We start from the raw sequence: 12,499 nt of genomic DNA on the forward strand, positions 1-12,499 counted from the left end.
GGATAAGTGGGTGGTTCAAATGACAGCACGTAAAACAAAGGTATTCTATTATTTGGATGATTATTTTCATTTTGATAATTTGATCGATCGTTTGGATGTGTCAAAGGTAGATGTGTATTCTTTGTTGGGAAGCTATGGACGAATGAAAGCTTTTAAAAAAGGGCTTTTTACTTCGTATGAAAACAAGAAAATAGAAGAAGATTTTTTTCAATGTGGTAGATACTATGATTTTGATCTTTCATCTTCTATTGAATCGTATTTTAAGCAGCATACAAAGGAAATATTTGAACAGATACAAGAAGAGGATGATGTTGTTTTTTTGATCGAAGATATCGATGCACAACTTCGTTTCTATGATCTGTTTCGTGAATATAAGAAACAGTTTCCTTATCATTTTCATGTTTGTGCTTTGGGCAATTATGATGTGCGTGAGGGCGTTACCGATGGCATGGCGCGTATTTTCCCCTATTATTTTGAAGTGGATTCCATCCATATATACAATGAAAAAGATTTAATAGAAGCAGGAAGTGGTGAAACAGATAGAAGGACGGCACGACAGCTTTTGATCGAACAGATGATGCAGGATGTCAATAGTATCCATTTTTCTCTTTATCATTCGGATCGGGACCATATCTGGTTTTATCAGGATGGATATAAGGAATATAAGGTGGATGTAACGGCGGCATGTAATGCGGTAAAGGAGCATCATGATTTGCATGAAGTGATTCCACGATGGGAGCAACCGGATCAATGTTGTGATCGATTCAGAAAATTACGAAGAGCATATGTACATAAACATCGGATACGGGGATGGGCCAAAGAGAAGGAATGTACGCATCGACAGATTTGTACAGGGCCATGTCCATATTGTGAACAAATAGCTTATGCATTGATGGATCGAAATCCCGAGGAACAACCACAAATGGCACCGAATCCCTATGCCCGCATCACAGGAATCATGCGTTTTCGCGAAGATATCGATGGACCTGGCATTCGATCTTTGGTGCTCTTTGATCGATGTGAGATGCATTGTGCTTATTGTTTGAACAAGGCAACAGTCAATATCTTGCCGGTTACTGAAATGATCAGTGTCAAAGAATTAACGGATCATTTAAAAAAAGATCGTGTCTATCAGGATGTTAGTGGTGGTGGTATTACGTTTGGTGGGGGTGAACCTCTTTTGGAAGCTGATTTTATCAAGGCTGTCCATACGATGTATCCACATTGGGATATTGGGATTGAAACCTCTTTCCATGTAAAAACCGAAGCCGTTGCACTCTTGTTGCCATTTGTATCCTTTTGGTATGTCGACATCAAAGATATGAATCCCGATATCTACTTGGCGTATACGGGTATGACAAATTCATTAGTGATTCGTAATCTTAAATTCGTAGTAGCACAAGGGTATCAAGATCGCTTGGTGGTCCGTGTCCCACATATTCCAAACTATAATACAGCTGAAGATGTGAATCGTTCCAAGCAGATGTTGTTGAAAATGGGCATTACCCATATCGATGAATTTGACTATAAAGTTGTATTGTCCTAATTTGTATGTTACAATGCGAGCATAGATTTCTTCAGGGCGGGGTGTGATTCCCCACCGGCGGTATAGTCCGCGAGCGCAAGCATGAACCGGTGTAATTCTGGTACCGACGGTATTTGTGAAAACATGAGTCCGGATGAGAGAAGAATTTTTTTTAGTATTCGTCCCGGAGAAGGTAGATCTTCGGGCTTTTTTGTTGGCCCGAAAGTAGGAGGACAACATGAAGAAAACACAAATCTACAAATTCACTTTGATCGCCTTATTGAGTGCTTTGGCTGCCATCTTGATGGCATTTACATTTCCTTTGCCTTTGGCACCGACATTTTTAACCTTTGACATTTCGGAATTGCCAGCCTTGTTTGCCGGGTTCTTTTTAGGACCAGGCGCGGGATGCCTTGTCGTCTTGATCAAAAATCTTTTGCATCTTATGATCAATGGCACCACGACGGCTTTTGTGGGCGAGGCCATGAACATCGTGGGATCGATTGGTTTTGTCTTACCAGCGGCTTTGATCTATCGTAAGATCCATACTAAGAAAGGCGCCATCCTTGCCTTGACGATTTCAACGATAGGGGTCAGTATCTTAGCTATTTTCTTAAATGGATGGGTGGCCTTTCCTATGTATATGAAGATGTTTGGTCTTTCGATGGATACGATTGTTTCCATGGGATCGATGACCAATCCTTTGGTGCATAATTATTGGAGCTTGATGATCTTGGGCATTTTGCCATTCAATTTGATCAAACATGGAGTGACCTCTTTCTGTACGTATCTGTTGTATAAAAAAGTCGGAAATGTGTTGCGTACCATGATTGGCATGGAGCCAGATCCTACGTTTTTGGAGCGAAAGCATGCCTAAGTTTGAATGGGCTTTGCCACCTGCACCGATTCCAAAAGAGAAGATCGTACAAGAACAAGAAGCGGATGTGATCATTTTGGGTGCAGGGCATGCGGGTACATGTGCGGCACGATCTGCAGCGGAAGCCGGCGCTTCTGTTATTGTGGTGGAGCAACAAAAGGATGTATCCCAATGGATCTTAGGCATTGGCGAGTGGGGCTATATGAATTCTCAATGGCAAAAGGAACAAGGTGTACCGGAAGTCGATATTGATACATTTGTGAAGGATTGGCAATTGCGTACAAATAATCGGTCGAATGTGGCTTTGATTCGTCGGTATGCCCGGCATTGTGGGTCAACGTTTGATTGGTTGATCGAGCCTTTGAGCGAAGCTGAAAGAAGGAGCATTCATCCGATGATGACACCGCCTTCGAAGCATATGCCCCTTGCACAAGATCATCTTCATTCTTGGACGGGGACACCGCATTTCAGTATGGATTTGATGCGCAAAGTGATGAAAGAAAATCAACAGATTGCGAAAGAACAAGGAGCCCAGTTTTTGTTTGAAACCAAGGCTTTGCAGCTGGAAAAAACCAATCATCGTGTATATGCAGTCTTATGTGAAACAGCCAATCATACTTACATTCGTCTTAAGGCCAAAAAAGGCATTCTGTTAAGTGCGGGGGATTATAGTAAGAACCGCCAAATGTGCGAAGATCTGTTGACGGAAATGGCGGATCTTGTGGATGAGGGAGATTTTTGTGGGCATGGCTGGAATGGGGATGGCATCCGTATGGGTGTCTGGGCCGGTGGTCGTTTGGAGCCTCGTTCGCATGCCGGTATGGGTGGAAATTATTCCTTTCCTGGCTTTGATACGATTGGTTCGACAGCGACGTTGCGTTTGAATACCCATGGACAACGCTATTCCAATGAAGGATTTGGCACCCATGTATTAGCGGCCATTCCCGGTGCAAAACAGCCCAATGGCTTGTTGTGGAGCCTCTTTGATTCGAATATCTTGGCGGAAACAACCTATCAGGCAGCCTGTCATGCTTCGTTTGATTATACCGATTCGAATCGGGTCCAGGATCTGGTGAATCTGATGGGTCGAGCGCAACAACACAAAGGAGAGATGATCTTCCATACGGATGTGGCTGGGGATGTACGGCCGTTTGCGTGTGCGGATACAATCGAGGACTTGGCAGCTACGATATATCCACAAATTGAAGATCAACAACATATGATCCAGGCCGTAGCGCGTTATGATCAATTGTGTGCGTTGGGTAAAGATGAAGATTTTGGCAAGGAAGCCTTTTTGATGCATCCCATCCAAAAACCACCTTTTTATGCGAGTGGACAATATAAAGATTCGCATCGGCCCTTTGGACAATCCATGAAATTATTGGTGACGGTCAGTGGTCTTTTGACGGATGCCTATCAAAATGTATTGGATGCGAATTTTGAACCCATTCCCGGTTTGTATGCGTCGGGCAATTGTTGCGGAGGTCGTTTTGGCTTGCAGTATACAACTTCGATTCCGGGACAGAGCATCAGTATGGCCCAGACGTTAGGTCGTTTGGCAGGGATCGATATGGCTAAGCTTGTGATATAGCGATGGTAGTAGTACTCTTAAAGTAAAGGTGTAGGAGGAATACCATGGCAATACATGTAATTGAAGAAGCCAATCGGTGTCTGCAATGTAAGGTACCTAGATGTCAGCAGGGATGTCCGATTCATACAAACGTTCCCCAGATGATTCGTTTGTTTAAAGAGAGTCAGGTTGAAGAAGCCGCGCAAATGTTATTTGAGAATAATCCTTTATCGGTTGTTTGTTCGTTGGTGTGTGATCATGCGTCACAATGTGAAGGGCATTGTGTGCGTGGCCTCAAAGGGGAGCCCGTTCATATTTCATCGATTGAAAATTATATTTCGGATTCAGCGTTGGAGCGGGTCCAGATTCCTAAAAAAGCGGATAATGGCATGAAGGCAGCGGTCATTGGCGCAGGACCAGCCGGCATCACGATATCCATGATCTTAGCATCTCGTGGATATAAGGTCACTTTATTTGAAAGTCGGGATAAGATTGGTGGCATCATGCGCTATGGCATTCCTGAATTTCGTTTGCCACATAGTATCTTGGATCGTATTGCGCTTAAGATGAAAGAATTGGGAATTTTATATCGACCGAATTTTTCCATTGGCGGCAATGTGACCTTGACCGATCTTTTCAAGGATGGCTATAAGTCCATCTTCATTGGTACGGGTGCTTGGCGACCAAGACGCATGATGATTCCAGGCGAAACATTTGGAAATGTACACTATGGCATCAATTATTTGAACAATCCCGATTCGGTGAATCTGGGTCGTTCCACGGCAATTTTTGGGGCAGGGAATTCGGCCATGGATGTGGCACGAACCGCCGTTCGAAAAGGTTGTCGGGATGTGACGGTCTATGTGCGTCGAAACAAAGTGGCAGCCAATGAAGATGAATATGAATTGGCTAAGATCGATGGGGTAAAATTTGCCTTCAACAAAATTGCGATTGAAGTCAAAGATGAAGGACCGGTCATTTGCGATACGAAGGTCACGGAAGATGGGAAGGTGGAAATTTTAAGAGAAACAGCTCAATTAGTGCCAACCGATTCGGTGGTCATTGCGGTTTCACAAGTGCCAAGACATCGCATCGTGGACAACAATAAAGATTTGAAACTCAATGAACGAGGCAATTTGGCCGTGGATGAAGAAGGCGAAACGACAATGTCCGGTGTCTTTGCGTCGGGTGATGTAGTAACCGGAGCCAAAACGGTCGTCCATGCGGTGGAAGATGCGAAAAAGATTGCGGATGAAATGGACCATTATATGCAAGGTCTTGATCAATAGGCAAAGATAGGGCAGTTTGGACTGCCTTTTTTAGATAGAAGTGGGCTAAAAAGTATGGTATCATCAAAGTAGAGGTTGGAATAAAGCAATGAAATACGAGGAAACAGGATTTCAAGGGGTCGACCACCAGTTTTGCGTATTTGAGATGAAACCGTGGTTGCGAAAAGCAGTGAATAATTTTCCAGGTAGTGAGGATGCAACGCATATTCTGACGTATGGCTATATTGATCATGATGCAGGTGTTAGTTTAGAGGTTTTGGCTTGTGTCCAAGAAAAGGATCCGAAAATCAAATTATGTGATGGCAATGATGCGATATCTGTCAAGATCCGCATTGGACAAGTTATGGATGATGAATTTTATATTTTAGATGAAGATGATGATTTGAATGATCGTTTCCAAACCAAAATTGATGCATTAAAACAATACGAGGCGACAGATGCGATAAAAAAAGCGCGTACATTTCCCTTTGTACGGCCATATCAAAATATTGAATATCCGGATGATATTCAGATCCTATTGTATCGTGAGAATTTGGCACCCGAAATGGTCTGGGTGCGCATGGAAGATGTGACTGATCATTATATCGAAGCAAAACTTTTGAGTGATCCGTATGATCCAAGTTTTGGAGTGCATGCGGGAGATATGTTGAAGGTCTATGCGAATCAGCCACAAAATCAGCCGGTGTATTGTTATAGTGATGTCAGTGAAAAGTCGCTTTCTTGAACCAACGAACAGAAGAGGCTGTTATGAAACATACAAAAAAACTAGAGGATGCCTGTAAACGGCGGCCGGTCACGAATAAATGGTATCAACAATATCTTTCAATCGTTGATGATTTTTCACATGCCGATGGACAAAGTGCCATTGATTTAATGAGCTTATCATCTATTGTTGGTACGAATGGACAGGTAGAAAAAGAATTAAAAGAACAAATCCAAACAATGACGCAAGTGGTTTATCATTTAGTCGATGATCAATTGAATGGGAATGTTATTAACTACGACAAATTAGAGGAATTAGAGAATCAATAAGAAGCGCATTCACGCAATGTCATTAAGTTAAGAAATGACGGCTTTGAGGGGAACACAAAAAATGTGCTCCTCTTTTTTTATGGAAAATTTGAATTTTTTGTTGACATACAGGTTGNCGCAATGTCATTAAGTTAAGAAATGACGGCTTTGAGGGGAACACAAAAAATGTGCTCCTCTTTTTTTATGGAAAATTTGAATTTTTTGTTGACATACAGGTTGAAATGTGTGGCCTATTATCATTTCTGATAATAGGCCAATTGTTTATAGGTATATGTTTTTGGAGGTACTTATGAACAATTATAAATCGTTAAAAAAGCAATTAAAATTTTGCATCAAAACCATGAATGATTCTCCTTCACTATTTGTTGTTGATTCAAATAAGGATTTTACACGGAAAAGAAAACATCTTTTTGGAAGTACTCTTTTCAATGTGCTTTTATTAGAGTCTGGATCTTTAAAAGATGAAATGTTCAAATTGTTTGGATATAAGCTTGATACGCCCACAGCTTCTTCATTTGTACAGGCACGTAGTAAGATTCGTCCAGATGCATTCCGTACATTATTCAATATGTTCAATGAACGAACACAGAAAATCAAGCTTCACAAAGGCTATCGCCTTCTCGCTGTTGATGGTTCTGTTCTGCCTATCAGCAGTGCTATCAAAGATACTAAAACCACTTTTTATAAGGCTAATAATTCGAATAAACCTTTCTCCGCCTATCATCTGAATACAAGCTATGATCTATTGGAATGTACTTATGATGATATTGTTCTTCAAGGAAATGCCGTAATGAATGAAAATGGTGCATTCAATGAAATAGTGGATAGATACGATGGTCCTAAAGCTATTTTCATCGCGGACAGAGGCTATGAATCTATCAATTCTTTTGTGAAAGTAGGTATGAAGAACCATAAGTATTTGATCAGGGTAAAGGATATTCATTCTAGAACAAGCGTACTGCGTAGTTTTGGTCCTTTTCCAGATGCAGAATTTGATATGCATGTTCGCCGTACCCTAACTATTAAACAAACGAATGAAATTAAAGCTCATCCTGAAATATATAAGTTTGTCCCTAAGAATCAGAGATTTGATTTTTTTGACGGAAGCCCTTATTTTGATTTTGAATGTCGTGTTGTACGTTTCAAAATTAGTGATGATACCTACGAAAGTATTATTACAAATTTAGATGAATCCGAATTCAATATACAAGATATTAAAGAACTGTACCACCTTCGTTGGGAGATTGAAACAAGTTATCGTGAATTGAAATATCATCTAGATTTAAATACATTGCATTCAAAGAAAAGAATGTTTATAGAGCAGGAAATCTATGCAAAGCTGGTTCTATATAATTTCTGCAGCAGAGTAAGTAATAATATAAAAATCAAAGAAAAAGACAGAAAATACGAGTATCAATTAAATTATGTACGTGCTTTTCATATAATACGTAACTACCTAAAAGAAAAAGGTGGAAAGAATCCACCTGATATTGAATCACTGATAGCTAAAGAAATACTGCCAATCCGTCCTAATCGCCAGAATGAACGGAAAGTGAAAGCCAAATCACCGGTATCTTTTAACTATCGATATGATTAACAATTAATATTATATAATTTTTAAAATGTAGTAGCAATACTACAATTTTCGTCGTGCCTTCAAATAAAAATACCATCCAGACAATAGTATCTGGATGGTTCGTCATCTCTTAACTTAATGGCATTGCGCATTCACGCTTCTTTTTTCGTCATGATCATACTATGAAATCATTACCTGGATTCGAAACTTCATTTCAATGATGAAATGGAGTTTCTTTTTTTTAGATTTTGAATAAAAAAATAATCTTAGTCGTGTTTTTTACTGTATGTTTTTCATTATAAAATAAGCCCCAATCATTGGATTGGGGTTAGTTCTTTTTTATTTCTTTACTGATCAGTACACACAACAGGATGGTGATCAACATATCGGGGAAGGTATTTCCAAGAATGAAGTCTACATGCATCAAATAGCGATAGAGAATGAAACCAATGATCCAGATGATCATGTTCAGTTTGTGATTGGTTTGGTGTTTTAGAATGAAGTGATCGGCAATTTGAATCGCAATCATAGGAGCAAAGACCGAACCAATGAAATACAAGAAATTGGTGATATCATCCATTGGAAAGAGGATGGCACCAATGACACCTATGATGGTCACTATGATCGCAATCTTAGAGCCATTCCAATCGTCCTTGATGGCTTGGGTGGAAATACCGGCAGAATAGGCATCTAAAAAAGTGGTAGTGACGGTGGATAATACGATGATCAAAAGGCCAATGACACCGAATCCGGCTTTTAAGAGAATTTGGGCAATATCACTTTGTTGGGTATAAATGGCAGCGCCCATCCCAATCATATACATCCAACAAGATGTCAATCCATAGGCAATGCTGCTTACAGCCGTTGCTTGAATGGGATTTTTGGCTTCCTTGGTGTAATCACTGATCAAAGGTAACCAAGAAAGGGGCATCGCAACCGATAATTCAACAGCAGCTCCAAAGGATAAGGTACTATTTGTTTGGATGGTCGTTCCGGTATTCTTGAAAATTGTAAAGCTCAATACAATCGTCAGGATGAATAAGGCCATCATAGTGATGGTATTGACTTTACCTAAATTGGTGATGCCGAGGAATAACCAAACAATGATCAAGGCACCAATCAGGATGGCCCAAAACCATTGACCGGTCGCAAAAATGCCATTGGCAGCTAAGGCTCCATCATAGATCATGATGGCGGTCCAACCCACCAATTGAATGACATTTAAACCGGCAAAGAAATCGCCGCCTTTGTCGCCAAAGGATACTTTGACACTTTCCATGGCACTTTTTCGCATCGTACCACCAATGGTACCGGATAAGAACAATAAAACACAACCAATCACATGACCAATGATAATCGCTAATAAACCTTTGCCAAATCCAAGAGGAGCAAAGTAGGTACCGGTTAGAATTTCGGCTAGAGAAATGGCAGCTCCAAACCAGATCAATCCATTCTCAAAAGTACTAGTTTGTTTCATTGGGCAAATTCCCCCTGCAAGTCAAACATATGATTCATTGGTCCTTGGCCTTTGCCGAGGTCCAACATCGCAGCTAAAGCTTTGGATAAGTAATCTTTGGCACGTTGAACGGATGTTTCTAGATCATATCCTTTGGCTAGATTGGAAGCAATGGCACTGGATAAAGTACAACCTGTACCATGGGTATTGGGATTATCAATACGTTTACCATAAAACCAATGGACTTGTCCTTTTTCGACTAGGACATCATTGGCATCATTGATTTGATGACCACCTTTACATAAGCAAGCACAACCATAGGTGGATTCAATGATCGTGGCGGCCTTTTCCATATCGGTCTCATTTTGGATGGACATATTCGCTAATAATTCAGCTTCTGGAATATTCGGAGTGCAAACCAATGCTAAAGGTAATAGTTTGGTTTTTAGGGCATCTATGGCTTGTTCATCAATCAAACGAGCGCCACTGGTTGCGACCATGACAGGATCAACCACAATATTTTTGGCAGAATATTGCTTTAATTTGTTGGCAATGGTTTCAATCAATTCTTGTTTGGAAACCATCCCAATTTTGACGGCATCGGGAAAAATATCCGTAAAGATGGCATCGAGTTCATGGCCTAGAAATTCGGGGGTGGCATTGAAAATATCGGTTACTCCTGTGGTATTTTGCGCTGTTAAAGCCGTGATGGCACTCGTGGCAAATACGCCATTGGTTGTCATTGTTTTGATATCGGCTTGGATACCGGCGCCTCCGCTGGAATCGGATCCAGCGATCGTACATGCTGTAAACATAAAAATTCCTCCTTTGCATGTATTTTCTATAGCGATAGAAGGTGGTGTCCCCAATCTACCGCTTCAAAACCGGGCACAAAAAAATCAGCCCGGGCTTTGATCAATGTTTGTTTGTCCTGGTTGGATGGATCAGCTATACCAATGGTTTTACAACCCGCTTGATGAGCCGATTGGATCGCATCCAAACTATCTTCAAACACAAGCAGATCTTGTGGTTTTGTGTGTAATTGTGTCGCTATATTTTCATAGACATGTGGATTCCGTTTATCCATGACGGTAAAGATCTTTTGAAAATACGAACGAATATGTAATCGTTTGAAGGCTGCATTAATCAAGGTTTCATCGCCAATGGATAACACATACATGGGCATATGTTGGTCTTGACACGCTTGTAGACACGATACAATGCCTGGCTTTAATGTCACTTCTTCTTTATAATACGTTGTCAACATTTCAATGATTTCGTGTTGGATCTCGATGGAAGATGCATTGAGTTGATAGTGTTCTTTCAAATACAAGCTCGATTCTTCTAAGGACATCGGTGCAATGATCTTGGCAAGATTGGTTTGTGGTATCTTGCCTTTGGATCGAACGTATCGTATGGGTAATGTATCCCAAATGGCCATGGAATCCAAGATCACACCATCCACATCAAAGAGAGCAATCATTTAACATCTGCTCCGTGGCTTGTTTTAAGTCTTTGGTCGCTTGAGTGATATCTTTTTGAGCAAAGATGGCACTGATCACGGCAATGCCAACAATACCAGAACCAGCCAATTCTTTGACATTGTCTTGGGTGATGCCCCCAATCGCAATGACCGGAATGGATACGGCTTCGCAAATGGCTTTTAAGGTCTCATAACTGACATCTTCCGCATCATCTTTAGAACCAGTGGGAAAGACAGCACCCACACCGAGATAATCCGCGCCATGGGCTTCGGCTTTTTTAGCTTGTTCTACAGTTTGTGCGGAAACACCTAAAATAACATCGTTGCCCAATTCTTTTCGGACATCTAAGGCTTCCATATCGCTTTGGCCAACATGAATGCCATCAGCATGCATGGTTTTGGCAATGTCCACATTGTCATTGACAATAAAAGGAACATGGTATTCTTTACATAATTTTTGAATTTCAATCGCTTCTTTTAAGAAATTCTCTTCATCCAATTGCTTTTCTCGCAACTGGATACAAGTAGCCCCACCATCCAAAGCTTCTTTGACTTGATCGAACAAAGTTTGCTTGCCCAACCAATGACGATCGGTTACGGCATAAAGTTCCAAATAGTTATTTGATTTCATACTTGGCCCCTTCTTTAAATTGCATGGTCGTCATTTGATTAAGGGCATCAATGATGCGATTGCGATAGGTGCTGTTGCCTTCATAAGCGGCTAAGTGCGAATAGCCAATTTCACCGGCCAAGCCCATGTCACAGACAGCAGCTGCACAAGCTTCTAAAGGAGTATCGGGATTGGCAGCTAAGAAAGCGGTCATGATTCCTGATAATTGACAACCGGTTCCGGTAATTTGGCCCATTTGCGGCTTGCCATTGCGAATCACATAACAGGTATTGGCATTGGCCACTAGATCAATGGCACCGGTAATGGCAATGACACAATCTTGACTCGCCGCAAAGTGCTTGGCAAAAGTAACCATTGTATCCAGGTTTTCTTCCGTTACGGCATCCGCGGCATTGGCATCGACACCTTGCGTTGTTGAAGTGCCTAAAGCCAACGTTTTGATTTCCGAAATATTACCGCGAATGACATCAAAATGAATCATCTTCATGAGATCCAAAGCCGTTTGTGTACGTAAATGCGAGGCACCTGCACCCACAGGATCCAATAAAACAACATGACCTAATTCATTGGCTTTTTTACCAGCTCGTTTCATGCCTTCAATGGACTGCTGATTCAATGTGCCAATGTTGATATTCAATCCTTGGCAAATGGTCTGAATGTCTTCGACATCTTCGGGCTCATCCGACATGATGGGACTGGCACCAATGGCTAAAATGGCATTGGCCACATCATTGACCGTGACATAGTTGGTGATGTTGTGCACTAAGGCACCGTGATTGCGTACATTCTCTAAACAAGTTTCTAACATAAGATCCTCCTTATAAAAAAAGTGGCATACCAACAAGGGTATCCCACGATATTTGCGTATTTCCCTACGTTGGCATTATCCAAATCAGGTTATTGGTCAAGACCATACAGTCTTTTCTCAGCCGGTTTCGCCAGCTCCCATTTTTGTAACATATTCATCATACGCCGAATAGTGGTATTCATCAAGATAAAAAATCATCACATTGACAAATATCAAAGTGATGATATACTATCACATAGACCAAAATCGATG

Annotated in this window: 12 protein-coding genes and 2 riboswitches; of the genes, 7 read left to right on the forward strand and 5 right to left on the reverse strand. The window is 41.1% G+C overall.

Annotated elements, in window-relative coordinates:
- Positions 1–19 precede the first annotated feature (19 nt).
- The 7 genes from EDX97_RS00635 to EDX97_RS00665 all read left to right on the forward strand — a co-directional run bounded on the left by EDX97_RS00635 (position 20) and on the right by EDX97_RS00665 (position 7,890).
- Positions 20–1,546, forward strand: a complete 1,527-nt coding sequence (locus EDX97_RS00635; RefSeq protein WP_128519295.1) for a 4Fe-4S cluster-binding domain-containing protein — start codon at positions 20–22, stop codon at positions 1,544–1,546.
- A 23-nt stretch (positions 1,547–1,569) separates the two neighbouring features.
- Positions 1,570–1,695: riboswitch (FMN riboswitch) on the forward strand.
- A gap of 68 nt (positions 1,696–1,763) precedes the next feature.
- On the forward strand, positions 1,764–2,402 hold the full coding sequence (locus tag EDX97_RS00640) for an ECF transporter S component (RefSeq protein ID WP_128519296.1): 639 nt from the start codon (positions 1,764–1,766) through the stop codon (positions 2,400–2,402).
- Positions 2,395–3,993 carry an FAD-dependent oxidoreductase gene (locus EDX97_RS00645; RefSeq protein WP_128519297.1) on the forward strand — a complete coding sequence of 533 codons (1,599 nt, stop codon included), beginning with the start codon at positions 2,395–2,397 and terminating at the stop codon, positions 3,991–3,993. The genes EDX97_RS00640 and EDX97_RS00645 overlap by 8 nt, the downstream gene beginning before the upstream one ends.
- A 44-nt stretch (positions 3,994–4,037) precedes the next feature.
- On the forward strand, positions 4,038–5,261 hold the full coding sequence (locus tag EDX97_RS00650) for an NAD(P)-dependent oxidoreductase (RefSeq protein ID WP_128519298.1): 1,224 nt from the start codon (positions 4,038–4,040) through the stop codon (positions 5,259–5,261).
- A 169-nt stretch (positions 5,262–5,430) separates the two neighbouring features.
- Positions 5,431–5,985, forward strand: coding sequence for a hypothetical protein (locus tag EDX97_RS00655; protein WP_183164210.1), 555 nt, complete (start codon positions 5,431–5,433; stop codon positions 5,983–5,985).
- A 23-nt stretch (positions 5,986–6,008) separates the two neighbouring features.
- The gene (locus EDX97_RS00660; RefSeq protein WP_128519300.1) at positions 6,009–6,293 is read left to right on the forward strand and encodes a hypothetical protein; all 285 of its coding nucleotides are present in this window, start codon (positions 6,009–6,011) and stop codon (positions 6,291–6,293) included.
- Between the two features lie 289 nt (positions 6,294–6,582).
- Positions 6,583–7,890, forward strand: a complete 1,308-nt coding sequence (locus EDX97_RS00665) for an IS4 family transposase (RefSeq protein ID WP_245977966.1) — start codon at positions 6,583–6,585, stop codon at positions 7,888–7,890.
- 307 nt (positions 7,891–8,197) lie between these two features.
- On the opposite strand, the gene cytX is transcribed toward EDX97_RS00665, so the two are convergent.
- From cytX to thiM, 5 genes are read right to left on the reverse strand one after another with little or no spacing between them, the layout of a single operon-like run.
- A complete protein-coding gene (gene cytX, locus EDX97_RS00670; RefSeq protein ID WP_128519301.1) occupies positions 8,198–9,346 on the reverse strand; it encodes a putative hydroxymethylpyrimidine transporter CytX in 1,149 nt (382 codons plus the stop codon).
- Positions 9,343–10,140: a bifunctional hydroxymethylpyrimidine kinase/phosphomethylpyrimidine kinase gene (thiD, locus tag EDX97_RS00675; protein ID WP_128519302.1), complete on the reverse strand. Its 798-nt coding sequence runs from the start codon at positions 10,138–10,140 to the stop codon at positions 9,343–9,345. Before thiD ends, cytX begins: the two co-directional genes overlap by 4 nt.
- Positions 10,141–10,166: 26 nt before the next feature.
- On the reverse strand, positions 10,167–10,808 hold the full coding sequence (locus EDX97_RS00680; protein ID WP_128519303.1) for an HAD family hydrolase: 642 nt from the start codon (positions 10,806–10,808) through the stop codon (positions 10,167–10,169).
- Positions 10,792–11,439, reverse strand: a complete 648-nt coding sequence (gene thiE / locus EDX97_RS00685) for a thiamine phosphate synthase (RefSeq protein ID WP_128519304.1) — start codon at positions 11,437–11,439, stop codon at positions 10,792–10,794. The genes EDX97_RS00680 and thiE overlap by 17 nt, the downstream gene beginning before the upstream one ends.
- Complete coding sequence (thiM, locus tag EDX97_RS00690) at positions 11,426–12,247, reverse strand: hydroxyethylthiazole kinase (RefSeq protein WP_128519305.1); 822 nt, start codon at positions 12,245–12,247, stop codon at positions 11,426–11,428. The genes thiE and thiM overlap by 14 nt, the downstream gene beginning before the upstream one ends.
- Before the next feature lie 43 nt (positions 12,248–12,290).
- Positions 12,291–12,398: riboswitch (TPP riboswitch) on the reverse strand.
- Positions 12,399–12,499: the final 101 nt, after the last annotated feature.

It is taken from the genome of Absicoccus porci, from assembly GCF_003725415.1.
Taxonomy (GTDB): Bacteria; Bacillota_I; Bacilli_A; order Erysipelotrichales; family Erysipelotrichaceae; genus Absicoccus; species Absicoccus porci.

What these genes read in the sequence shown, in the direction of transcription:
- thiM (WP_128519305.1), bottom strand. Translation starts at nt 12,247, where the DNA reads ATGTTAGAAACTTGTTTAGAGAATGTACGCAATCACGGTGCCTTAGTG.
- thiE (WP_128519304.1), bottom strand. Translation starts at nt 11,439, where the DNA reads ATGAAATCAAATAACTATTTGGAACTTTATGCCGTAACCGATCGTCAT.
- EDX97_RS00645 (WP_128519297.1), top strand. Translation starts at nt 2,395, where the DNA reads ATGCCTAAGTTTGAATGGGCTTTGCCACCTGCACCGATTCCAAAAGAG.
- cytX (WP_128519301.1), bottom strand. Translation starts at nt 9,346, where the DNA reads ATGAAACAAACTAGTACTTTTGAGAATGGATTGATCTGGTTTGGAGCT.
- thiD (WP_128519302.1), bottom strand. Translation starts at nt 10,140, where the DNA reads ATGTTTACAGCATGTACGATCGCTGGATCCGATTCCAGCGGAGGCGCC.
- EDX97_RS00680 (WP_128519303.1), bottom strand. Translation starts at nt 10,808, where the DNA reads ATGATTGCTCTCTTTGATGTGGATGGTGTGATCTTGGATTCCATGGCC.
- EDX97_RS00635 (WP_128519295.1), top strand. Translation starts at nt 20, where the DNA reads ATGACAGCACGTAAAACAAAGGTATTCTATTATTTGGATGATTATTTT.
- EDX97_RS00650 (WP_128519298.1), top strand. Translation starts at nt 4,038, where the DNA reads ATGGCAATACATGTAATTGAAGAAGCCAATCGGTGTCTGCAATGTAAG.
- EDX97_RS00665 (WP_245977966.1), top strand. Translation starts at nt 6,583, where the DNA reads ATGAACAATTATAAATCGTTAAAAAAGCAATTAAAATTTTGCATCAAA.
- EDX97_RS00640 (WP_128519296.1), top strand. Translation starts at nt 1,764, where the DNA reads ATGAAGAAAACACAAATCTACAAATTCACTTTGATCGCCTTATTGAGT.
- EDX97_RS00660 (WP_128519300.1), top strand. Translation starts at nt 6,009, where the DNA reads ATGAAACATACAAAAAAACTAGAGGATGCCTGTAAACGGCGGCCGGTC.